Below are 22,647 nucleotides of genomic sequence, written 5' to 3'. Positions count from 1 at the left end.
GGTGTTTCCGGGCCGTTATGCCTGTGCGGCCGCCTGGCCGCGCTGGGCGACCTCGCGCACGGCCGTGGCCACGTGCGTGGACAGGTCGGAGTGGAACACGCTGGGGATGATGTAGTTGGGGCCCAGCTCGTCCTCGGTGACGACGTCGGCCAGGGCCTCCGCCGCGGCGACCATCATGTCCGAGGTGACGTCGTGGCTCTGGGCGTCCAGCAGACCGCGGAAGAAGCCGGGGAAGACCAGCACGTTGTTGATCTGGTTGGGGTAGTCGCTGCGGCCGGTGGCCACCACGGAGGCGTGCAGGTGGGCCACGTCCGGGTCGACCTCGGGGTCGGGGTTGGCCAGCGCGAAGATGATGGCGTCCTCGTTCATCTCGGCGATGTCGTCGCCGTTGAGGAGGTTGGGGGCCGAGACGCCGATGAAGACGTCCGCCCCGGCCACGGCACCGCGCAGGTCGCCGCTGTAGCCCTCGGGGTTGGTGTGCTCCGCGATCCACCGCAGGTTGGGGTCGAGGTCCTCGCGCCCGGCGTGCACGGCGCCGTGCACGTCGCTGACGATGACGTCGCGCGCCCCGGCGTGCATGAGGAGCTTGAGGATCGCGGTTCCGGCCGCGCCCGCGCCGGACATGGCGATGCGGACCTCGCCGAGCTTCTTGCCCACCACGCGCAGAGCGTTGCGCAGGGCGGCGAGCACGACGATGGCGGTGCCGTGCTGGTCGTCGTGGAAGACGGGGATGTCGAGCAGCTCGCGCAGGCGGGCCTCGACCTCGAAGCAGCGGGGGGCGGAGATGTCCTCCAGGTTGATGCCGCCGAACCCGGGCGCCAGCACCTGCACGGTGCGCACGATCTCGTCCACGTCCTGGGTGTCCAGGGCGATGGGCCAGGCGTCGATGTCGGCGAAGCGTTTGAACAGGGCGGCCTTGCCCTCCATGACGGGCATGGCGGCCTCGGGGCCGATGTTGCCCAGGCCCAGGACCGCGGAGCCGTCGGTGACCACGGCGACGCTGTTGCGCTTGATGGTCAGGCGCCGGGCGTCGTCCTTGTTGGCGGCGATGGCCTGGGAGACGCGGGCGACGCCGGGGGTGTAGGCCATGGAGAGCTCGTCGCGGTTGCGCAGCGGCACCTTGGACTTCATCTCGATCTTGCCGCCCAGGTGCATGAGGAAGGTGCGGTCGCTGACCTTGTGCACGACCACGCCCTCGACGGCGCCCAGGGCGTCGACGATGGCCTGGGCGTGCTCGGTGTCGCGGGCGGCGCAGGTGACGTCGATGCGGATGCGCTCGTGTCCGGCGGCGGCCACGTCCAGCGCGGTGATCATGCCGCCCACCTGCTCGACGGCGTTGGTGAGACTGCCGACCGCACTGCCCCCAGCGTCCAGTTCGAGGCGGACGGTGATGGAGTAGGAAACGCTGGGAAGGGTGGCCACGTGTTGCTCCTTGGCTCTGGCTGGTGTGGTGCGTCCGGGGCGCCCCGCCGGGGCGCTCGCCGGTGCACGGCGCCGCCTGCGCGCGTGCGCGGGATGGGGGGTGCCGTGTGTCCTGTGGGCACGGTGCTCGCGCACCGCCACTCGGACCCCGGTTCCGGGCGGGGGCTGACCCGTGACCGAGTCGCCTTACCTTACCTGAGTCAAGCCCCAACCGTCAGCACAAGGTGACAATTACCGCGCTGGTAAAAAATCGCATAAATTACGCCAGCGCGCGGGTGTCACGGCGGACAATGCACGGCGGCTCAGGCGCCCCCGGAGGGGACGGTCGCGCGGTCGCGGGCGGCGCGCACGACGAGGTCCACGCAGGCCTCCAGCGACAGCGACACCGCGTCCAGGACCAGGTGGTAGTGGCGGGGGTCGGCGGGGTCGGCGCGGTAGAAGCGCCGCACGTAGGCCGCCCGGGCGCGGTCGTTGTCGTCGAGCAGGCGCGCGTTGGGCGGCTCGTCGGAGTCGGTGCCCGTCCACTCGCCGTGGTCTCCGGACTCCCACAGCCCGCGCGCCCGGCGCAGGCGCGCGTCGGGGTCGCCGTCCAGGCGCACGTGCAGGGCGCCGGGACGGTCGCGCAGGACCACGGCCCCGGCGCGGCCGAGGACGACGCCGCCCTGTCGGGCCACCTCGCCCAGGACCCGTTCGGTCTGCTCCACGAACTCGTGGTCGTAGAGGAGGCGGCCCTCCTCGTCGGTGCTGCCGATGAGGGCGGTGTCCACGCTGCCGAGGGTGACGGTGGGCAGGCGCGCGGCGCTGGAGAGCAGGCGTTCGAGCCTGCCGGGAGCGCGGTCGTCGCGTTGGAGCGCCTCGTCGAGCGAGCAACCGATACGGGCGGCCACCGCGCTGGGCACGGCCCGGTCGAGGAAGGCCACGCCGAGCCGGGCGGCGACGGCGGGGCCCACCGCGCTGCCTCCCGCGCCGTAGGTGGCCGAGATCGTGACCAGGGGTCCGCCGCGTCTGTCGGTGGTGTCGTCGGTAGCCATGGGGTGAACCTGCCACTTCCGCGACGGGCGGTGAGCCCGTCTCCTGACGGGGTTGTACCCGCTGTGCGCGGGTTATGTCCCGCGGTCGGCGCGGCCTGCCCGTGGCCGACGGGAAAGCCGTGGTCGGCGGCCTGCCCGCCGACCACGGCTCCTAGAACAGCGCGGAGGTGAGCTTGCGGCGGGCGGCGTTGACCCGCGGGTCGCCCGGGGGCAGCAGCTCGAACAGGCCCAGCAGGTGGGTGCGCGCCCTGTCGCGGTCCTCGTCGGAGGTGATCCTGACCGTGTCGACGAGGCGGGCGAAGGCGTCCTCGAACCTGCCGCCGTACATCTCGACGTCGGCCGCGGTGGTCTGGGCGGCGACGTCCTCGGGCCGGTCGGCCGCGGCCTGGAGGGCGGCGCCCGCGTCCACTTCCTGGAGGCGGCCGACCAGCCGGACCTGGGCGAGCTTGGCCCTGGATTCGGTGTCGCCGGAGTCGGCCTCCACGGCCTTGGCGTAGACGGCCGCGGCCGCCTCGAAGTCGCCGCGGTCCAGGGCCTCCTGGGCCTCGATGTCCACGGGACGGCCCTGGGGCTCCTCGGGCTGGGCCGCCTGCGCGCCCTGGGCGCCCTCGGCGCCGGGCTCACCGGTGATGGTGCCGGGGTGGCCCGGGGGCAGCGCGCCCTGTTCCTTGAGGGCGGCGAACGCCTCGACCAGCCAGGCGGTGAGCTGCTCCTCGGTGGCCGGACCCGCCGGGCCGGGCAGGAGCTGGCCCTGGATCACCACGACGATCATCGGGGTGGTGGGCACCCGCAGGGCCTGGACCAGCTGCGGGCTGGCCTCGCTGTCGACCTTGGCCAGGAACCAGGTGCCGCCGGAGGCCGCGGAGATCTTGTCCAGGGCGTCCTCGACCTGCTTGGACTGCTCGGACCAGCCCGCGAGGACGGCCAGCACGACCGGGGTCGACATCGACCGCTCCAGGACCTGGGCCTGGAAGGTGGCCTCGTCGACGTTGACGGCGTAGGGGTTGGATCGACCCGCCGACTCCGCCGCGCGCTGTTTGGCCTCGCGTTCCATGGCCGCCTTGCGCGCGCCGAGGTCCACGGCACTGTTCGGTGAAAAGTCCGAAGGCTGCATGCCTCCATCCTGCCGTATGCGCGGGCGGGACGTGGACCGCCTGTGGACGAGTCGGTCCGGACGCGAACGGGTCGCGCTTCCCCGCGTCGCGGGGCGGCCGCGGGCGGAGGGCCGAGGGGGCTCCGTTCGGGCATCCCGGGGGTGCACGACGACGGGCGGCGCCCCCGGGCGCCTCGGACGGGTCAGAACCGCGGGTCCTCGGTGTAGGTCCCGAACTCCTCCCCCATGGTCGCGCAGATCTCGCCGAGCGTGGCCTCGGCGCGGGCCGCGTCCATGATCAGCGGGATGAGGTTGCCCCCGCCGGAGCGCACGCCCGCCAGCAGGGCGGCCAGGGCGCGGTCCACGGCGGCGCCGTCGCGTGCGGCGCGGCGCTCGGCGAGCGCGCGCTTCTGCTCGTGCTCGACCTCGTGGCTGATCCGGAGGATGTCCAGTTCGCCGGAGACGGTGTTGGTGTGGCAGTTGACGCCCACGATCTTCTTGTCGCCCTTCTCCAGTGCCTGCTGGTACTGGAAGGCGGACTCGGCGATCTCGGAGCTGAAGTAGCCGTTCTCGATCCCGGCGAGGATGCCGGAGGTCATCGGGCCGATCGCGTGCTCGGCGCCCTCGCCCCCGCCCATGCGCAGGATGTGCGCGAAGATCCGCTCCGCCTCGGCCTCCAGCTCGTCGGTGAGCGACTCCAGGTACCAGGATCCGCCGAGCGGGTCGGCGACGTTGACGATCCCGGTCTCCTCCATGAGGACCTGCTGGGTGCGCAGGGCGATCTCGGCGGACTGCTCGGTCGGCAGCGCCAGGGTCTCGTCCAGGGCGTTGGTGTGCAGCGAGTTCGTGCCGCCCAGGACCGCCGAGAGCGCCTCCACGGCGGTGCGCACGACGTTGTTGTAGGGCTGCTGGGCGGTCAGGGAGACCCCCGCGGTCTGGGTGTGGAACCGCAGCCACTGCGCCTTCTCGGTCCTGGCGCCGTAGACGTCACGGAGCCAGCGCGCCCAGATGCGGCGGGCGGCGCGGAACTTGGCGATCTCCTCGAAGAAGTCGATGTGCGCGTCGAAGAAGAAGGACAGCCCCGGCGCGAAGGTGTCGACGTCCAGCCCGCGGGAGAGGCCGAGTTCGACGTAGCCGAAGCCGTCGGCGAGGGTGAAGGCGAGCTCCTGGGCGGCCGTGGCCCCGGCCTCGCGGATGTGGTAGCCCGACACCGACAGCGGCTTGTACGCGGGGATGTCGGCCGCGCAGTACTCCATGAGGTCGCCGATCAGCCGCAGCTGCGGCTCCGGCGGGTAGAGCCACTCCTTCTGGGCGATGTACTCCTTGAAGATGTCGGTCTGGAGCGTGCCGTTGAGGGTGCGGATGTCCACCCCCTGGCGCTCGGCCGCCACCAGGTACATGCAGAAGGCCGGGACGGCCGGACCGCTGATGGTCATGGAGGTGGTGGTCTCGCCGAGCGGGATCCCGTCGAAGAGCAGGTCCATGTCGGCGACGGAGTCGATGGCCACGCCGCAGTGGCCGACCTCGCCCAGCGCGTGGGGGGAGTCGGAGTCGTGGCCCATGAGGGTGGGCATGTCGAAGGCGACCGAGAGCCCGCCCCCGCCCGAGGCCAGGATCATCTTGTAGCGCTCGTTGGTCTGGCGCGCGTTGCCGAACCCGGCGAACTGGCGGATGGTCCACGCCCGTCCCCGGTAGCCGGTGGCGTGGAGGCCGCGGGTGTAGGGGTACTCCCCCGGCCAGCCGATGCGCTCGAAACCGGGGACCTCGGCGCCGGGACGGGGACCGTAGACGGGTTCCAGGGTGCGCCCGGACAGGGAGGTGAAGTCGGCGTCGCGTGTGCGCGCCGAGTCGTAGCGGCGCTGCCAGCGCTCGCGTCCGGCCTCGATCTCCCGGGCCCCGCCGCCGCTGGGACCGCTCGTGGTGTTCGCCATACCGAGATAGTAGGACGTCCAACTAATGATGTACAGGGAGGGCGCCCGCGGCGCCGGGGCGCGGCGGGCGGTCAGCGGCCCTCGGCGGCCTCCGCGACGGGCTCGGGGAAGTCGCCGAAGTCCACCCTGAGCCGGGTGAACATCTCGTGCATGCGCCACAGCTCCTCGTCGGAGTAGCAGCCCAGGCCGAAGTCCATGGACAGCAGCGCCCCGGTCGCCTCCTCGGTGACCCGGCGCCCGGCGTCGGTGATCTCGGCCAGCACGCCGCGACCGTCGCTCGGGTTGGGGCGGCGGCGCACGAAGCCCTGCCCCTCCAACCGGTCGATGGTGTTGGTGACGCTGGTCGGGTGCACCATGAGACGCTCGCCGATCTTGCCCAGGGGCAGCGAGCCGGAACCGCTGAAGGTGAGCAGGACGAGCGCCTCGTAGCGGGCGAAGGTCAGGCCGAACGGCTTGAGGGCGCCGTCCAGCTCCCCGATCAGGATCTGCTGCGCGCGCATGACCGAGGTGACCGCCGCCATGGCGGGCGAGGGCCCCCATCTGCGCGTCCAGTTGTCGTGTGCCCGCTCGATCGGGTCGAACGGAAGATTCAACGGGTTACCCACGGGTTCACTCTAGTCAGCGGGGAGGGCGCGCCCGCCTGACCGGAAGGGGGCACGCCCCCGCTCCCGCGCGGCCCGGCCGCCGGGCGCCGCGCCGGGCACGGCCCGGGCCTCCACCCAGGTCGACCGCAGTGACGGAACCGGCACTCCGAGGCGGGTGTGACATGGGGGTTGCATGAGGCCGGGAGGGTCCCGGAGCGGGAAACACACAGAGCGCTTAACAGCGGACGAGAAAGAAGGCAAGACTTTTCCGTGGCCACAAAGGGACAGGTTCCGCGCTCGGAACTGGTCCACCCCGCCAGCTCGGCAAATCCACCGGTCCTCCGGCGAGGGGCACGCGGAGCCCACCGCCGCGCACGCGGGGGAGAACGGAGAGTCCCCGCCGGGTCTTGACGGAGCGCGGAATTATTAGTTAAGTTTCCTAAAAATTTATCCCCCCACGTCAGAGGCTCAAGGTGACGACCTGTCCTCACTTGGCCCGTGGACCACCCCCTGGGAGGCCGCCGAACCCCGCTGACGGACCGCGGTTCTCCCCGCGATCCCCCGCACACGACCGCAGCCCATCCCCTCCGCTCCGAGAGCAGGGTCCATCCGCTTTGAGAGCGGGGTCATCCGCTCCAGGAGCACGGTCGTCCGTCCCCCCGCCCCCGCCCCCGCCCCCGCACCAGGAGATGCCACGACGTGAGAGCACGACGTTTCAGTACCCGCCTCGCGGCCGCCGCGGCCGCCGTGCTGCTCGCCCCGCTCGCGGTGACCGCGGTCCCCGCCGCGGCCGCCGAGGAGACCGGCCCCGCCGACCTCACGGTGACCTACACGGAGTCGGCCCGGTGGAACACCGGCTACACCGGCCAGATCACCGTCCACAACGCCTCGGACACCCCCGTCGAGGACTGGGCCGTCGAGTTCTCGCTCCCCGACGGCAGCCGCATCCACGAGCTGTGGAACGCCACCCTCGCGGGCACCCCCGGCGGCTACACGATCACCCCGCCGCACTGGGGCGCCAGCGTTCCGGCGGGCGGCAGCTACTCCTTCGGCTTCAACGGGCTGCACTCCGACGGCGCCACCGACCTCGTGGACTGCCTGGTCAACGGCTCCCCCTGCGCCGGGGACGACGGGAGCGGCCCCTCCCACGACAGCTACAGCGTCGCCTACTACACCCAGTGGAGCGCCGGGGAGCGCGACTACCACGTCCGCGACCTGGTCGACAGCGACAGCGCGGAGAAGCTCACGCACATCAACTACGCGTTCGGCAACGTCACCGCCGAGGGCGTGTGCGCCACGGGTGACGGGACCAGCCAGGAGGGCGCCGTCGCCGACTACGCGCACCCCGTGCCCGCCGCGGAGAGCGTCGACGGGACCGCCGACGACCCCGACCAGGAGCTGCGCGGCAACTTCAACCAGCTGCGCGAGCTCAAGGAGATGTACCCCGACCTCAAGGTCAACATCTCCCTCGGCGGCTGGGAGTGGTCCCGGTACTTCTCCGACGCGGCCCTGACCGAGGAGTCCCGCGAGAGGCTGGTCAGCTCCTGCGTCGACCTGTACCTGCGGGGCAACCTGCCCGAGGTCGACGGCGCGGGCGGCGAGGGCGCCGCCTACGGGGTCTTCGACGGCATCGACCTGGACTGGGAGTGGCCCGGCTCCGACGGCCACCCGCACAACACCGTCCGCCCCGAGGACAAGGAGAACTTCACCGCCCTGGTGCAGGAGTTCCGCGACCAGCTGGACGCGTTCGGCGAGGAGACCGACCGCCACTACGAGCTGACCGCGTTCATGCCCGCCGGAGGCTGGCGCCTGGACGCCGGGTACGAGCTGGACGAGCTCATGACCGACTTCGACTTCGTCACGGTGCAGGGCTACGACTACCACGGCACCTGGGAGAGCACGACCAACCACCAGTCCAACCTGGTCGTGGACGCCCGCGACCCCCAGCCGGTGATCTCCACCGAGCTCATCGTCCAGGCCTACCTGGACCGGGGCGTGGACCCCGGCAAGCTCGTCCTGGGCGTGCCCTTCTACGGACAGGGGTGGACGGGCGTGGAACCCGGCCCCGACGGTGACGGCCTCTTCCAGACCGCGACGGGCCCCGCGCAGGGGGCGTACGCGGCGGGCACCGAGGACTGGAAGGTCCTGGAGGAGAAGGTCGAGTCCGGTGAGTTCGAGGTCTTCCGCAACGACGGGGCCGGTACCGCCTGGATCTACGACGGCCAGACGCTCTGGAACTACGACGACGAGACCGCCATGACGCAGAAGACCGACTGGGCCCGGGACAAGGGCCTCGGCGGGGTCATGATCTGGTCCATCGACGGCGACGACGCCGAGGGCAGCCTCATGGCCGCCATCGACACGGCGCTGAGCGACTAGGAGCCGTCCGCTCCCGCCGCGACCGCGCGCCCTCCGGGTGACGCGGGATCGGCGGGGACGGGCTCCGCGCGCGGCCCGGGCACCCGGAACGCGCCCCGCGACCGCAGCCGACAGACTTCCGGTCCGGCGACCCCGGACCGGGACCGAGCGGCGTCGGTGCTCTGATCCGGGGAGCACCGCCGCCACGGCCGGTGCGGACCGATGTGCGACGGTCCGCACCGGCCCCCCACACCGCCCTCCCCCTTCCTCCCCCAGGTCGGAGGCCCGCCATGCCCCTGCCGCGCACACGCCACCTCTCACGCGCGCCGCCGAGCCCGCCACCGGTCAGCTCGCGACACCGCACTCCCTGGGCGCACACCCCGCAGCCCTCCGCCCCCGCGGCGGAAGGCCAACCCCCACACCGCTCACGCACCAGGAGCAACCGTGAGAGCACGACTTCGCCAACGAATCGCGGCACTGGCCGCCGCGGTCGTCCTACCCCTCGCACTGGCACCCGTCCCGGCCGCGTCGGCCGACACCGCGGGCGTCACCGTCACCTACGTGGAGACCAGTCGCTGGGAGACCGGCTACGGCGGGCAGCTGACCATCGCCAACGGCTCGGGGTCGGCGCTGACCGACTGGAGCATCGGCTTCCGGCTCCCGTCCGGCACCGCCATCACCAGCCTGTGGAACGCCACCCTCAGCCGCTCCGGCGACGCCTACACCGTCACCCCGCCCTCGTGGGGCGCCTCCGTCCCGGCGGGCGGCAGCTACTCCATCGGGTTCAACGGCACCCACGGCGGCGGCGACACCGCTCCCGTGGACTGCACGGTCAACGGCGGCGGCTGCTCGGGCGAGCCCGGCGAGGAGGACACCGAGCCTCCCACCGCGCCGACCGGCCTGACCGTCACCGGCACCACCTCGACCACCGTGGCCCTGCAGTGGGGCCCCGCGGACGACAACGCCGGGGTCGCGGGCTACGAGGTCCTCTCCGGCGGCGAGGTCGTCCGCGCGGTCACCGGCACCACCGCCACCGTCACCGGGCTGGCGCCCCAGACCGAGCACACGTTCACCGTGCGCGCCTACGACACCTCCAACAACAGGGGTCCCGAGAGCGGCGCCGTCACCGCCACCACCGACGCGGACGGCGGCGGCCCCACCGACCCGCCCCAGGAGCGCCGGGTCGCCTACTTCACCCAGTGGGGCATCTACGGCCGCGACTACCTGGTGAACGACCTGGTCACCTCGGGCACCGCCGAGAAGCTCACCCACATCAACTACGCCTTCGGCAACATCAACGCGAACGGCGAGTGCTTCATGGCCAACCAGCTCGGCCAGGGCGACGCCTGGGCCGACTACGGCCGCTCCTTCGGGGCCGCCGACAGCGTCGACGGGGTCGGCGACACGTGGGACCAGGACCTGCGCGGCAACTTCAACCAGCTGCGCGAGCTCAAGGAGATGTACCCCGACCTCAAGGTCAACATCTCCCTGGGCGGCTGGACCTGGTCCGAGCACTTCTCCGACGCGGCGCTGACCGCCGAGTCGCGTGAGCGCATGGTCTCCTCCTGCATCGACCAGTTCCTGCGCGGCAACCTGCCCGTGTTCGACGGCGCGGGCGGCCCCGGCTCCGCCTACGGCGTCTTCGACGGCATCGACCTGGACTGGGAGTGGCCGGGATCGGCGGGCCACGAGCACAACACCGTCCGCCCCGAGGACAAGGAGAACTTCACCGCCCTGGTGCAGGAGTTCCGCGACCAGCTGGACGCCCTGGAGGCCGAGACGAGCCGCCAGTACGAGCTGACCGCGTTCCTGCCCGCAGACCCGGAGAAGGTCGAGCTCGGCTTCGAGATGCCGCAGCTCATGACCGACTTCGACTTCATCACGGTGCAGGGCTACGACTACCACGGCGGTTGGGAGACCACCGCCAACCACCAGTCTAACCTGCTCCTGGACCCGGCCGACCCCGGCCCGGACCTGTACTCCACCGAGACCACGGTCCAGGCCTACCTCGACCGCGGCGTCGACCCCGCCGACATGGTGCTCGGCGTGCCGTTCTACGGCCGCGGCTGGACCGGTGTGGAGCCCGGTCCGAACGGCGACGGTCTCTTCCAGAGCGCTACCGGTCCCGCCCCCGGTAGCTACGAGGCGGGGATCGACGACTGGAAGGTCCTGAAGGACCTGGTGGGCACCGGCGGCTACGAGCTGTACCGCGACGACGCGCTGGGCACCGCCTGGCTGTACAACGGCAGCACCTTCTGGACCTACGACGACGAGATCTCCATGGCCCAGAAGACCGACTGGGCCCAGGCCCAGGGCCTGGGCGGCGTCATGATCTGGTCCGTTGACGGCGACGACGCCAACGGCAGCCTCATGAACGCCATCGACACGGCGCTGGCCGGGTAGTCGGCTTCCGGTCCGGCACACGCCGGGCTGGAGGCGGGCCCGTTGGAAATGGGCCTGGCCGGAAGTAGGCCGGTGCGGACCGTCGCGGTCCGTACCGGCCGCTTCCGTGTCGGGCTCTCCCAGAGGACCCTTGCTCCGGACCGGCACACGGGGGAAGGGGCTGGCGATGGTGAGAGCGCACGAGCTGCCGCGTAGCGGTGCGGGAAGGCGATCAACGGTTGGTGTTCGGGGGTGGTGGGGCTCTGCTGCGTTGGCAGCGAGGGCGGCGGGTGTCTGGGGGTTCCGTTCAACGCCCGGGGTTGGGAGATGGCCGACCTCTGCTGCGGTGGCAGCGAAGGCGGCGGGTGTCCGGGGACTCCGATCAACGACCTGGTTGCGGATGGTGGCCGAAGGCAGCGGCACCAGCTGCCGCGAAGTGGCCCGGGAAGGCGACCAACGGTTGGTGTTCGGGGGCGGTTGGGCTCTGCTGCGGTGGCACCAAAGGCGGCAGGTGTCCGGGGACTCCACTCAACGACCTGGTTGCGGGTGGTGGCCGAAGGCAGCGGCACCAGCTGCCGCGAAGTGGCCCGAGAGGGCGACCAACGGTTGGTGTTCGGAGGTGGTGGGGCTTTGCTGCGTTGGCGCCAAAGGCAGCGGGGCTGGCGGGCCTCGGGCAGCGGTACCGGCCCCCGGGGCGGGGGCGGGCGACGGTGGCAGCGACCACGGTGGGCACGGGGCCCGGGCCTCCTGTCGGGCGCGGGCATGCCGGGGACCGGCACGACCCGGGAGTCATTCCCGGGGTGGTGGATCCGGCTCCCCGCCGGGTGGGTGGTCTCCTCCCCGTCCCCGCCGCCGTCCTTGGTGGTGTGTGCGCAGTTCGCGTTGGTACTTGGCCCGGTTGTGCGGCCCGCACAGGGGTTGGAGGTTGGCGACCACCGTGCGTCCGCCTCGGGAGAACGACTGCACGTGGTCGGCTTGACAGAGGGCGACTGGCACTTCGCATCCGCCCGGGTGGGCGCAGGTGGCGTGTCCGTGGAAGGCGGCGGTGCGTTGGCGGGTTGAGGCCAGGCGGCGGCTGTGGCCCACATCCAGCACCTGTCCGGTGGGCGGGGCGGTGAGCATCCGCACCACCTCGGAATCGGCGGCCAACTCGTGCACCAGCCCGACCGGGATCACCCGACCGTGCTCGTCCAACGCGGGAACCTCTTGGCCTTGGGCGTCCAGGTAGGTCTGCACGGGCACCACGATGCGGATCTGCGCCAACGGAGCCGGAGCGTTGTCACATCCGGTGTGGGTGGTGGCAAAACGCAGCGCCGCGATGAGCGCGTCGTGCTCACGCTGGGACCGGGACCGGGTGTCACCTTCCCCGGGTGGGGTGGTGAAGGTGTCGATGGCCGCGCGCACGATCAACGCATCCCCAGACCCACCCCAGGCCTGGAGCTGGTAGCTGCCCTGGAACGTGTCATGGACCGTCAGTCCACGGGCGGCATGGGCGGTCTCGTGGTCGCGGTCCAGGCGGTGGGGGTCCAAACGGTAGGCGACCTGGCGGGCCACCGACTGGAGCTGGTTGACCGACAACGCAGGCCGCTCCGCCTTCGCGGCCACCAGCGCCGCTTCGAACCCCTGCCGATACTCCCCCTCATCGGGAAAGTGGTCCTCATCGCGGGTCTGGACGGCTTTGTCGGTGGCCTTGGCGATCGCGACCGCCTCACCCAACACCACCCTGCCCTCAGCTACTGCTTGGGCAGTGGCGGGCAGTGTCTCCTCCTGCACGTGCTGGGCCAAACGAGCCAAATCCTTGGCCTGAGCGGTGGGGACCTTGCAGTGGTGGGTGATCCACTTGTCCAGCGTGGAGTAGCCGCTGTAGCGGGCGACCTCACCACGTGCGTACAAACGCGCCATCCGCGTCAACGCCTGATAGCGGATCTGGTCCAGCTGCGCCCACAGCGCCGCGATCTCCTCCGCGGCGGTCTCGTCGGCCCCGGGCGGGACTTCGGCGTTCAACGCCTGGTCGATGATCTTGTGCGCACCGGCCAGAGCGGCCACGGCCGGGGAACATTCCCCGGGGGCCACTTTGGGTGCTGCGATCATCATCTCCATGCTTCTTATTATAGGCCAGCGTCCGCCATTTCTCCACTATTCACAGTGCGAATATGAAGTCTTTCTTTCTGGGGTCCGATCCTCATTGGGGGTCCATGTTTAAGGCGAACTCAAAAGGTGTCCGAAAATGTGCCCTCGAAATGACCGATTGTCGTTGGTGCGATCGTTACCCGCGCTGACCGCAGGGGCCGGGGTCGTTGCCCGAGGCCGGAGGGCCTGCTTGCCGTTGGTGCCGACGCAGCAGGGCCCGACCATCCCTACACCCTGGGCGTTGGTCGCCCTCCGGTGGTCGCTCCCGCCTTTGGTGCCGCTGTTCGTCGGCCGCCCCCGCCCTCACCCGACGCGCACCGTTTTCCGCGGGCCATCCCACTTCGCGGCAGCTGGCGCGCTTTCGTTGCCGCCAGAAACCCCCGACAGGAAGGGCGTAGGGGAGAGACCTGTGGGCGGCCCCTCCCTGCCCCTCAATTCATCATCCCCGTTGAAATATGGGGCATGGAGGCGCCGGACATGGGACATTTAAGGGCATGCCAAAACGCCTACTGGGTGGGATCCCCCCTATTTCCAGGAAACCATCCCCACCCCACCCACGACCAGCACCAATACGCGCCTGTGGAAAACCCGACCACCTGCGGAAAACACGGCCGCCACTGACATCACCACAGGCACCAGCACCAGCACCAGCACCAGCCTCACCCCAGGTCAGTGCCCAACTCCTTCAGCACCACGTCAGCGGCGGCATAGGGGTCCCTCCTCCCCTCCGCCACGTCCTCGGCCAGCGCGTCCAGGCCGGTGTCGTCGCCCGCCCCGCCCATCCGCGAGCGCAGCAGGTCCAGCACGATCGCCTGCACCTCGTCCCGGGCGCGGGCGCGACGGCGACGGGCCAGGTCGCCGCTGGCCTCCAGGTGGGCGAAGTGCTGGTCCATCCGCTCCCACAGCTCGTCGACGCCCTCGTCCCTGGAGGCGACGGTCATCACGATCGGCGGCTTCCACTCCTGGTCGGTGCGATCCTTCATGGCGATCATCTGGCGCAGCTCGCGCAGGGTGGACTTGGCGCCCTCCCGGTCCGCCTTGTTGATCGCGAAGACGTCGGCGACCTCCAGCACGCCCGCCTTGGCGGCCTGCACCGAGTCGCCCATGCCCGGGGCGCACAGCACCACGGTGGTGTCGGCCTGCCCGGCGATCTCCACCTCGGCCTGGCCCACGCCCACCGTCTCCACCAGGATCACGTCGAACCCGGCCGCGTCGAGCACCCGCAGGGCGTGCGGCGTGGCCCAGGACAGCCCGCCCAGGTGCCCGCGGTTGGCCATGGAGCGGATGAACACCCCCGGATCGGTGGCGTGCTCCTGCATCCGCACGCGGTCGCCGAGCAGGGCGCCGCCGGTGAACGGCGAGGACGGGTCCACGGCGAGCACGGCGACGGTCAGCCCCTTCGCCCGGGCCGCGCGCACGACGGCGTTGGTGGTGGTGGACTTGCCCACCCCCGGGGAGCCGGTGAAACCCACCACCCGGGCACGGCCGGTGTGCGGGGCCAGGCCCGCCATGATCTCGCGCAGGGCGGCGGCCCCGTTCTCGACCAGGGTGATCGCGCGGGCCAGTGCCCGGCGGTCGCCCTCGCGGACCCGTTCGACCAGTCGGGGGGTGTCCATGGAACTCCTCGGTGTGGGCGGAGCAGGACGGGGCGAGGGCTCGTGGCCCCCGCCCCGCGGCTGTCAGGTGCGTCGTGTCCCCGGGGCTCTCCCGGGTACACAGTGTCTTCGAGTCACAGTGTCTTCGGATCGGGTCCCCCGCGCGGTCCGCCACGCGGGCGTCCGGGGATCTCCCGGCGCCCGCGGACGGCGTCCACGAGGGGGTCGGCCGCAGTCCGGCGGCCGTGGCTGCCTGGCCCTGGGCCCGGCGCGGCACCGCTCGATGGGCGCCCCGGGCGGCGGTACCGAACGGCACTACCGGGCGGGAACCGTCAGCGGCACCGCTCGGCGGGCGTCGTCAGCTGGATTACTCGGCGGGGACCGTGAACAGCAGGGCGTCGCCCTGGCCGCCGCCGCCGCACAGGGCGGCCGCGCCGAACCCGCCGCCGCGGCGGCGCAGCTCGTGGACCAGGTGCAGGGCGATGCGGGCCCCGGAGGCGCCGATCGGGTGACCGAGCGCGATGGCGCCGCCGTTGACGTTGACGATGTCCTCCGAGACGCCCAGGTCGCGGGTGGACTGGAGGCCCACCGCGGCGAAGGCCTCGTTGATCTCGATCAGGTCCAGGTCCTCGACCGAGCGGCCCGCCTTGCCCAGCGCGTGCCGGATGGCGTTGGAGGGCTGGGAGTGCAGCGAGTTGTCCGGACCGGCGACGTTGCCGTGCGCGCCGATCTCGGCCAGGACCGTGGCGCCCAGTTCCTCCGCCTTGGCGCGGCTCATCACGACCACCGCGGCGGCGCCGTCGGAGATCTGCGAGGAGGAGCCCGCGGTGATGGTGCCCTCGCTGTCGAAGGCGGGGCGCAGGCGGGCCAGGCTCTCGGCGGTGGTGTCGGCCCGCACGCCCTCGTCGGCGAAGAAGACGACGGGGTCGCCCTTGCGCTGCGGGATCTGGACGGGGACGATCTCGGCGTCGAAGTACCCGGCGGCGGCCGCGGCGGCCGCGCGCTGGTGGGAGCGGGCCGCGAAGGCGTCCTGCTCCTCGCGCCCGATGCCGAGCTTGCCGTTGTGGCGCTCGGTGGAGGCGCCCATGGAGTCGCCCTCGAAGGCGTCGGTCAGGCCGTCGTGCGCGGTCGCGTCCAGGACCTCGACCGACCCGTACTTGTAGCCCTTGCGCGACTTGGGCAGCAGGTGCGGCGCGTTGGTCATGGACTCCATGCCCCCGGCCACCACCACGTCGAACTCGCCCGCGGAGATGAGCTGGTCGGCGAGGGCGATCGCGTCCAGGCCGGACAGGCAGACCTTGTTGATCGTCACCGACGGCACGTTCATGGGGATGCCCGCCTTGACGGCGGCCTGGCGGGACGGGATCTGGCCCGCGCCCGCCTGGAGCACCTGTCCCATGACCACGTATCCGACCTGTTCGCCGGTGATGCCGGCGCGTTCCAGCGCGGCCTTGATCGCGAAGCCCCCGAGGTCGGCGGCGGAGAACCCGGCGAGGGAGCCGAGGAGTCTGCCGGTGGGGGTCCGTGCCCCACCGACGATGACGGAACCGGGCATCGTAACTGGCCTCCAAATGCATGGGTGACGCACCTGGTCTGCAACGATACCCACACCGCCGTCAGCGATCCCCGGGAGGTTCACCCCATGAGTGACGCACCGCACTCGGCCAGCGAGTTCATCACCCCGCCCTCCTCCTCCACCCCTTCCTCCCCCTCCGCACCTGCGGCCCCGTCCTCACCCGCCGTCCCGTTCTCCGGCCTGACCCGGCTCGACCACGTGGGCATCGCCTGCCGCGACCTCGACGCCTCGGTGGCCTTCTACCGGTCCACGTACGGGTTCGAGGTGGAGCACGAGGAGGTGAACGAGGAGCAGGGCGTGCGCGAGGCCATGCTCCGGGTCAACGGCACCGACGACGGCGGCGCCACCTACCTCCAGCTGCTCGAACCCACCCGCGCGGACTCCCCGGTGGCCAAGTTCCTGGAGCGCAACGGCGAGGGCGTCCACCACGTCGCCTTCGGTACCGCGGACGTGGCCGCCACCGCGGCGGGCGTCGGCGAGAGCGGCGTGCGCGTGCTGGACGCCCGGCCTCGACGGGGGACGGCGGGGTCGAGGATCGTCTTCCTGCACCCCAAGGACTGCGGCGGCGTGCTCACCGAGCTGGTCCAGAGTGCGGATGGGGCGCACGAGGAAAGGGACGACAACCGTCCCGGAATTTCCGGATAGCGTCACGGGGGCGTTCCGGACAAGTCACAGGTTGAACGCCAGTGGCGTGGTTAGCCTCGGAGCCCACCGGAAGTTACCCGAAACCCCCTTCCCAGGTGTTCCGCGCTTGATAAAGTCGGCTAGCTGCCGGATGCGCTATTCCGGCGTTGGTCCATGTCTTGCAGTCCGGTAGCCGAGTCGGGTCGGCCGTACCGCCGTGTCAGGTGACGTGGCGCACGCGGACGACCTCGGGGCGGTCAGGGGCTCACCAGCCCGTCGTCACCCGTCCCCTCCCCCGGCTCGCGACCGGACCCGTCCCCGGGGACAGCACTGCCGCCCTCCCCGCCGTCCCCGGCCCCTTGCAAGTAGCCGTCTCGCACCCGTTCAGGATTCCGCCACATGCCGTCAAACAACATCGACACCCAGCTCAACAACATCTTCGACGAGGACAACACCCCGCACGAATTCGACGTGGTGCTGCGTGGGTATGACCGCACCCAGGTGGATGACTACGCGGCCAGCCTGCGCAACGAGCTCAAGCAGTACTCCAAGCAGGTCGAGAAGTTCAAGGCCGAGCTCAACGCCAAGAACCGCCAGCTCCAGGAGCGCGAGCGCCCCTCCTACTCCGGTCTGGGCTCGCGTATCGAGGAGCTGCTGCGCCTGGCCGAGGAGCAGGCCAACGAGCTGGTCCAGAGCGCGCAGATCGACGCCAACGACATCCGCTCGGCCGCCAAGATCGAGGCCGCCGACATGCGCGCGGCCGCCGAGTCCGAGGCCACCGAGGTGCGCGCCCTCGCCCAGCGCGAGGCCGACGAGACCCGTCAGACCGCCGAGTCCGAGGCGGAGGAGATCTCCACCACCGCCCGCCGCGAGGCCGACGAGCTCACCTCCACCACCGAGCGCGAGGTGCAGAAGAAGCGCTCCGCGGTCGACCACGAGATCGCCGAGAAGCGGGCGACCTTCGAGGGCGAGATCGCCAAGCTGCGCACCACCACCGAGCGCGAGTGCGCCCAGGCCCGCGCCGCGGCCAAGCGCGAGCGCGACGAGACCATCCAGTCGGCCAAGAGCCAGGCCGAGGAGCTGCGCAAGAACGCCGAGCGCGCCTACGCCGAGTCCGAGGCCCGGCGCACCGAGGCCGAGGACCAGTTCGAGCTCCAGCTGGCCGACCGCCGCGCCGAGGCCGAGCGCCAGGACGCCGAGCGCCTCGCCGCCGCCCAGGCCGCCACGCAGAAGATGGTCAACGAGGCCGAGGAGCGGGCCGCCAGCGCCGAGCAGCGCGCCACCAAGGCGAGCCAGCAGGCCGAGCAGACCCGCCGCGACGCCGAGAACCACGCCAAGCAGCTGGTCGGCAACGCCAAGAAGAACGCCGCCCAGATCGAGGCCGAGGCCAAGTCCAAGGCCGAGCACCAGCTCGGGGACGCCAAGTCCGAGGCCAACCGGATCATGACGGCCGCCAAGAAGGAGGTCGACGAGCTCAACCGCCAGCGCGACAGCATCCAGTCGCACCTCCAGCAGCTGCGCCAGCTGCTCGGCGGTGGCGGCCCGGCCGCCCCGGCCCCGGTTCCCGCCGCGCCGGTCGCCCCCGCTCCGGCCCCGGCCGCGATCCCGCAGGAGCCCGCTCCGGCCGCCGAGGAGACCCGGCAGCCGGTGCACTCCGGCAAGGGCGCCGACGACGAGGACTGGTGGCAGGAGTAGGGTCGCGGCCCACTCGGGGCTGACGCTCTCCCCACGTGCGAGGACCCGCCCTCCCCCGGCTGACGCCGGGGGAGGGCGGGTCCTTCGTCGTGTCGGAGGCGGGACGGCGCCTCCCGCGGCGGGCCCGGGGGTCGGGCGCGGCGGCGGCACCTGACCGTCAGCGGGGAGGCCGGGGACGACAGCGGCGGCAGTGACCGTCAGGTCCGCGCGGGGCTAACCGAGGGTCTGGACGTCCTTCTCGTACGGGCCGTCCCACTCCACGGGGAGCGGGTAGGCCTCGGGGTTGACCCGCTTGACGATCTCGTCCAGCACGCGGCGCACGTAGGGCTCGCCCACCCACAAGTGTTTGGCGCCCTCCACCCCGACGACCTCGCACTGGGAGAGCGGTTCGAAGCGCTTCCTGGCCTCGTCGGGGCGCAGGTAGTCGTCGTGCTCGGGGACCAGGGCGACCACCGGCTTGCCCGTCCGCGCCCACACCTCCATGTCGGCCTCGCCTGCGCGGTGCAGCGGCGGCGACAGCAGGATCGCGCCCTTGACCTGCGGGTCGGCGCCCCACTTGAGGGCCAGCTCGGTGCCGAACGACCAGCCCAGCAGCCAGGGTTCGGGCAGTCCCTCGAACTCGGTGAACTCGATGGCGGCGAGCACGTCGTGCTTCTCGGTCTCGCCCTCGCCGAACTCGCCCTGGCTGGTGCCGTGCCGCGAACCGGTGCCGCGGGTGTTGAACCGCAGCACCGCGATGTCGGCCAGCGCGGGCAGCCGGAACGACGCCTTGCGCAGGACGTGGCTGTCCATCATGCCCTCGGCGGTGGGCAGGGGGTGCAGGCACACCAGGGTGGCCTTGGGGTCGCGGCCCTCGGGCAGGGCCAGCTCGCCGACCAGTTCCAGGCCGTCGGCGGTGTGCAGGGTGACGGGTCGTCTCACGGCGGGCAGCACCGTGGTGGCTCGGATCTCCATGGCTCCTCGTGTCCGGGGTAGGTGGCCGGGGTTCAGCGGCGGGGGGAGCGCGGCGCGCGGTGGGAGCGCCGGTCCCAGCAGGAGGAGTGCCAGTGGCGCCGGTCGTCGCCGTCACCGTAGGGGCGCCAGGCCACGACGTGCGCCATGCCGGTCGGGATCTCCTGGGCGCAGCCGGGGCAGCGGTAGACCTTGGTGGCGGCGGCGCCGGGGATGCGGCGCGTCACCCACTCGCCGTCGGGGCCGGTCTCGCGGCGCTGTCCGCCGGTGACGCGCAGCATGAGGGCGTCCTCGTCGTCGGGGGCGCCGCCGGGGGCCTTGCGGCCCCGGGCGGATGTGCGGCGGGGAGAGTTACGGCGCGGGCTCACACCGTCCAGGTTAGAAGAGGACCGGCAGTGGCCGCCGCCACAGGATCGGCGGCGGCCGTCTTCGCCTCCCCGCGCGACGGGCGGCCCGGCACGGTGGCCGGAGCGGTCCCGTGCGCCGTGGCGCTCCTGTGCCCGGCGCGGGGCCGGCGCGGAGGCGTACCGCGGACCGGGGCCCGCGCCCCGCGACGGCGACGCCTCCGCTCGGCGCGTCAGGCGTGGCAGGCGCAGCCGCCGTGGCCCTCGCCCTCCGGCGCGTCGGGCAGCTGGTCCATCAGCAGCGGGGCGGGCACCGGGATGTCGGTGAGGCCGTACTCGCCCATCGCGACCAGGGTGGTGACCACGGCTTCGGCGCCGCGCTCCTCCAGCAGTTCGGTGGGGCCCTTGGGGTAACCGCAGCCGAAGCGCATGGCGGTGTCGACGTCCCTGGCGGAGGCGTAGCCGTCGCCGACCATGCGCATGGCGTCGTCGATCTGCGGCGCGAGGAGGACCTCGCCCAGGTCCAGGGTCTCCTCCTCCTGGATCATCTGCGCGTAGCGGCCGGTGGGGCGGGGCTCGGGGGCGTCGTCGGTGCCCGCGTAGAAGCCCTGGCCGGACTTGCGGCCCAGGCGGCCCGCGGCCACCATGCGGCGCAGCAGCGGCGAGGCGGCGTAGCGCCGGTCGCGGTACTCCTCCCACAGGACGTCCATGACGGCCAGGCAGATGTCGAGGCCGACCAGGTCGGCGAGGGCCAGCGGGCCCATGGGCAGGCCCGCGGCCTTCTGCACCGAGGCGTCGATCTCCTCGCGGGTGGCGACCTTGCGCTCGTACAGGCGGATCGCGTCGTTGATGTAGGGCACGAGGAGGGCGTTGGCCACGAACCCGGCGCGGTCGCCGACCGCCACGGGGGTCTTGCCGATGCGCTTGGCCACCTCGCAGACCACGTCGACGGTCTCGGCGCTGGTGGAGACCGTGGTGATGACCTCGACCAGCTTCATGACCGGGGCGGGGTTGAAGAAGTGCAGCCCCACGACCTTGTCCGCGCGGCCGGTGAGCGCGGCGATCTCGGTGACCGACAGCGAGGACGTGTTGGTGGCCAGGATCGTGCCGGGCGGGCAGATCCGGTCCAGGTCCGCGAAGACGTCCTTCTTGATGTCCATCCGTTCGGGGACGGCCTCGACGACGAAGTCCGCGTCGGCGAGGTCCTCGCGCGAGGTGGTGAACGTCAGCCGGGCGTCGATCCCGGTGCGTTCGTCCTCGGTGAGCTTGCCCTTGTCCACCGCCTTCGAGAGGGACCGGTCCACGTGGGCACGGCCGCGGTCGACGGCGGCCTGGTCGATCTCGACCCCGGTGACGTTGAACCCCGCGCGGGCGAACACCTCGGCGATACCCGCGCCCATCGCGCCGAGTCCGACGACACCGACCTTGTCAAATTCCTGCACCATACGCCCAGACTACGGGCCCGGCCGAACCGTCCCGCGCACGGGATGCCCGAGTCGGGCACTCGGTGTCATCCGGTGCGGCGGTGGCGGTGCCGCCGCACCCCGGCCGCGGCGCGGGAGCACCGCCCCTCCCGGAGGGCGCGACCACCCCTGACAGGACCGCCTCTAGCAGTCGACGAGCTCGGGCGACTGGTTGAGCAGCTGGGCGCGCGGGGAGGTGAACTCGGCGCGGGCCTCCTCGGCCCCGGGCGCGAAGAGGGCCACGCGGTGGCAGTTCTGGAAGGCCAGGCGCAGGCCGAAGTGCCGCTCCACCGCGCCGCGCATGGCGTCGCTGGCGAGCAGGCGCAGCAGCTGGCCCCTCTCCTGTTCGCCGGGCGGGGGCACCTCGTTCGTCTCGAAGCCGGACTCGGCGGTCCGGGCGCCCTCGGCCAGTCCGCTGACCACCTCCCAGGCGTAGGGCAGGGAGTCCTTGATGCAGGCGATGAAGTCGGCGTCCTCGACCGGGCCGTGCTTCGCCTTCTCCAGCAGGTCGGGGGAGACCGTCAGTGACATGGGGGTCCCTTCGTCGTCGCGGGCGCGCGGATGCGCGCGCCCCTGGCGACGTTAGGGGCCCGGCCGCGCCCCGTCATGGCACCGAGGGGACAGACCTGTCTTCCCTCGGGGGCACATCCCTGTGGGTGCGGTCGCCAGCGCCGAACGGGGAGGGCGGACGATACGCGGTTGCGCCCCGCGCGTGCGGCGGAGGCGGTAACGTGACGTTTCGTGCGTCTCGTCATCGCTCGGTGCAGTGTCGACTACGTCGGCCGCCTCACCGCCCACCTGCCCATGGCTCCCCGCCTGATCCTCATCAAGGCCGACGGGAGCGTGTCCATCCACGCCGACGACCGGGCGTTCAAACCGCTGAACTGGATGAACCCGCCCTGCAAGCTGCGCGAGGAGACCGTCGCCGACGGACCCGACGTGTGGACGGTCACCCACGGCAAGTCCGGTGAGAAGCTGGTGCTGACCGTCGAGGAGGTCATGCACGACTCCTCGCACGAGCTGGGCAAGGACCCCGGCCTGCAGAAGGACGGTGTGGAGGCCCACCTCCAGGAGCTGCTGGCCGAGCACATCACCACCCTCGGCGACGGCTACACCCTCATCCGCCGCGAGTACCCCACGGCGATCGGCCCGGTGGACATCCTGTGCCGGGACGGCGCCAACGCCACCGTCGCGGTGGAGCTCAAGCGCCGCGGCGACATCGACGGCGTCGAACAGCTCACCCGCTACCTGGAACTGCTCAACCGGGACCCGCAGCTCGCGCCGGTGCGCGGCGTGTTCGCCGCCCAGGAGATCAAGCCGCAGGCCCGTGTGCTCGCCGAGGACCGCGGCATCGCCTGTGTGGTGCTGGACTACGACGAGCTGCGCGGGATCGAGCCGGACGTGCTCCGCCTGTTCTGAGCGGCCCCCTTCTCCTGACGGGCCCCGGGCGCGAGCGCGCGCCCGGGGC

General features: G+C 71.9%; 17 protein-coding genes. 5 read left to right on the top strand and 12 right to left on the bottom strand.

The window, feature by feature from the left end; all coding sequences use genetic code 11:
- Positions 1–15 precede the first annotated feature (15 nt).
- From NDAS_RS01855 to NDAS_RS01835, 5 genes are all read right to left on the bottom strand, one after another.
- A complete protein-coding gene (locus NDAS_RS01855) occupies positions 16–1,422 on the bottom strand; it encodes an NAD-dependent malic enzyme (RefSeq protein ID WP_013151421.1) in 1,407 nt (468 codons plus the stop codon).
- A gap of 302 nt (positions 1,423–1,724) precedes the next feature.
- A complete protein-coding gene (locus tag NDAS_RS01850; protein ID WP_013151420.1) occupies positions 1,725–2,453 on the bottom strand; it encodes a cytidylate kinase-like family protein in 729 nt (242 codons plus the stop codon).
- A gap of 151 nt (positions 2,454–2,604) precedes the next feature.
- Entirely contained in the window at positions 2,605–3,567 is a 963-nt protein-coding gene (locus NDAS_RS01845; RefSeq protein ID WP_013151419.1) for a tetratricopeptide repeat protein, read from the bottom strand.
- A 182-nt stretch (positions 3,568–3,749) separates the two neighbouring features.
- Complete coding sequence (locus NDAS_RS01840) at positions 3,750–5,477, bottom strand: acyl-CoA mutase large subunit family protein (RefSeq protein ID WP_013151418.1); 1,728 nt, start codon at positions 5,475–5,477, stop codon at positions 3,750–3,752.
- 71 nt (positions 5,478–5,548) lie between these two features.
- Positions 5,549–6,070 (bottom strand): MarR family winged helix-turn-helix transcriptional regulator, encoded by a 522-nt coding sequence (locus NDAS_RS01835; RefSeq protein WP_041552213.1) that lies wholly within the window; start codon positions 6,068–6,070, stop codon positions 5,549–5,551.
- Positions 6,071–6,760: 690 nt separating this feature from the next.
- Between NDAS_RS01835 and NDAS_RS01830 the strand changes: the two genes are divergently transcribed.
- Together NDAS_RS01830 and NDAS_RS01825 are read left to right on the top strand one after the other, a co-directional pair.
- Positions 6,761–8,440: a glycosyl hydrolase family 18 protein gene (locus NDAS_RS01830; RefSeq protein WP_013151416.1), complete on the top strand. Its 1,680-nt coding sequence runs from the start codon at positions 6,761–6,763 to the stop codon at positions 8,438–8,440.
- 423 nt (positions 8,441–8,863) lie between these two features.
- Entirely contained in the window at positions 8,864–10,822 is a 1,959-nt protein-coding gene (locus NDAS_RS01825) for a glycosyl hydrolase family 18 protein (protein ID WP_013151415.1), read from the top strand.
- Positions 10,823–11,590: 768 nt separating this feature from the next.
- Here NDAS_RS01825 and NDAS_RS01820 read toward each other — a convergent pair.
- The 3 genes from NDAS_RS01820 to NDAS_RS01810 form a co-directional block, all read right to left on the bottom strand.
- Entirely contained in the window at positions 11,591–12,892 is a 1,302-nt protein-coding gene (locus tag NDAS_RS01820; RefSeq protein ID WP_013151414.1) for an HNH endonuclease signature motif containing protein, read from the bottom strand.
- Between the two features lie 698 nt (positions 12,893–13,590).
- Positions 13,591–14,547 (bottom strand): methylmalonyl Co-A mutase-associated GTPase MeaB, encoded by a 957-nt coding sequence (gene meaB / locus NDAS_RS01815; RefSeq protein ID WP_013151413.1) that lies wholly within the window; start codon positions 14,545–14,547, stop codon positions 13,591–13,593.
- Between the two features lie 346 nt (positions 14,548–14,893).
- On the bottom strand, positions 14,894–16,081 hold the full coding sequence (locus tag NDAS_RS01810; protein ID WP_013151412.1) for an acetyl-CoA C-acetyltransferase: 1,188 nt from the start codon (positions 16,079–16,081) through the stop codon (positions 14,894–14,896).
- Positions 16,082–16,168: 87 nt separating this feature from the next.
- On the opposite strand from NDAS_RS01810, the gene mce reads away from it, so the two are divergent.
- Positions 16,169–16,747 (top strand): methylmalonyl-CoA epimerase, encoded by a 579-nt coding sequence (gene mce / locus NDAS_RS01805; protein WP_013151411.1) that lies wholly within the window; start codon positions 16,169–16,171, stop codon positions 16,745–16,747.
- A 378-nt stretch (positions 16,748–17,125) separates the two neighbouring features.
- On the top strand, positions 17,126–18,421 hold the full coding sequence (locus NDAS_RS01800; protein WP_013151410.1) for a DivIVA domain-containing protein: 1,296 nt from the start codon (positions 17,126–17,128) through the stop codon (positions 18,419–18,421).
- A 213-nt stretch (positions 18,422–18,634) separates the two neighbouring features.
- On the opposite strand, the gene NDAS_RS01795 is transcribed toward NDAS_RS01800, so the two are convergent.
- The 4 genes from NDAS_RS01795 to NDAS_RS01780 form a co-directional block, all read right to left on the bottom strand.
- Positions 18,635–19,375: an alpha/beta hydrolase gene (locus NDAS_RS01795; RefSeq protein WP_013151409.1), complete on the bottom strand. Its 741-nt coding sequence runs from the start codon at positions 19,373–19,375 to the stop codon at positions 18,635–18,637.
- A 32-nt stretch (positions 19,376–19,407) separates the two neighbouring features.
- On the bottom strand, positions 19,408–19,740 hold the full coding sequence (locus tag NDAS_RS01790; RefSeq protein ID WP_013151408.1) for a hypothetical protein: 333 nt from the start codon (positions 19,738–19,740) through the stop codon (positions 19,408–19,410).
- Between the two features lie 209 nt (positions 19,741–19,949).
- The gene (locus tag NDAS_RS01785) at positions 19,950–21,161 is read right to left on the bottom strand and encodes a 3-hydroxyacyl-CoA dehydrogenase (RefSeq protein WP_013151407.1); all 1,212 of its coding nucleotides are present in this window, start codon (positions 21,159–21,161) and stop codon (positions 19,950–19,952) included.
- Between the two features lie 162 nt (positions 21,162–21,323).
- Positions 21,324–21,710, bottom strand: coding sequence for an SCO5389 family protein (locus NDAS_RS01780; RefSeq protein WP_013151406.1), 387 nt, complete (start codon positions 21,708–21,710; stop codon positions 21,324–21,326).
- Positions 21,711–21,920: 210 nt separating this feature from the next.
- Here NDAS_RS01780 and nucS point away from each other — a divergent pair, with 210 nt between their 5' ends.
- Positions 21,921–22,598, top strand: coding sequence for an endonuclease NucS (nucS, locus tag NDAS_RS01775; protein ID WP_013151405.1), 678 nt, complete (start codon positions 21,921–21,923; stop codon positions 22,596–22,598).
- Positions 22,599–22,647 lie beyond the last annotated feature (49 nt).

The sequence above is a fragment of the Nocardiopsis dassonvillei subsp. dassonvillei DSM 43111 genome (genome assembly GCF_000092985.1).
GTDB classification, from domain to species: Bacteria; Actinomycetota; Actinomycetes; order Streptosporangiales; family Streptosporangiaceae; genus Nocardiopsis; species Nocardiopsis dassonvillei.
Note: the sequence above shows the minus strand (reverse complement) of the source record. Positions and strands in the feature narration are given on the sequence as shown.

Bases quoted from the DNA above. Each gene is read 5' to 3' on its own strand.
- NDAS_RS01820 (WP_013151414.1), bottom strand. From the start codon at position 12,892: ATGATCGCAGCACCCAAAGTGGCCCCCGGGGAATGTTCCCCGGCCGTG.
- NDAS_RS01800 (WP_013151410.1), top strand. From the start codon at position 17,126: ATGCCGTCAAACAACATCGACACCCAGCTCAACAACATCTTCGACGAG.
- NDAS_RS01795 (WP_013151409.1), bottom strand. From the start codon at position 19,375: ATGGAGATCCGAGCCACCACGGTGCTGCCCGCCGTGAGACGACCCGTC.
- NDAS_RS01850 (WP_013151420.1), bottom strand. From the start codon at position 2,453: ATGGCTACCGACGACACCACCGACAGACGCGGCGGACCCCTGGTCACG.
- NDAS_RS01810 (WP_013151412.1), bottom strand. From the start codon at position 16,081: ATGCCCGGTTCCGTCATCGTCGGTGGGGCACGGACCCCCACCGGCAGA.
- NDAS_RS01840 (WP_013151418.1), bottom strand. From the start codon at position 5,477: ATGGCGAACACCACGAGCGGTCCCAGCGGCGGCGGGGCCCGGGAGATC.
- meaB (WP_013151413.1), bottom strand. From the start codon at position 14,547: ATGGACACCCCCCGACTGGTCGAACGGGTCCGCGAGGGCGACCGCCGG.
- NDAS_RS01845 (WP_013151419.1), bottom strand. From the start codon at position 3,567: ATGCAGCCTTCGGACTTTTCACCGAACAGTGCCGTGGACCTCGGCGCG.
- NDAS_RS01785 (WP_013151407.1), bottom strand. From the start codon at position 21,161: ATGGTGCAGGAATTTGACAAGGTCGGTGTCGTCGGACTCGGCGCGATG.
- mce (WP_013151411.1), top strand. From the start codon at position 16,169: ATGAGTGACGCACCGCACTCGGCCAGCGAGTTCATCACCCCGCCCTCC.
- NDAS_RS01780 (WP_013151406.1), bottom strand. From the start codon at position 21,710: ATGTCACTGACGGTCTCCCCCGACCTGCTGGAGAAGGCGAAGCACGGC.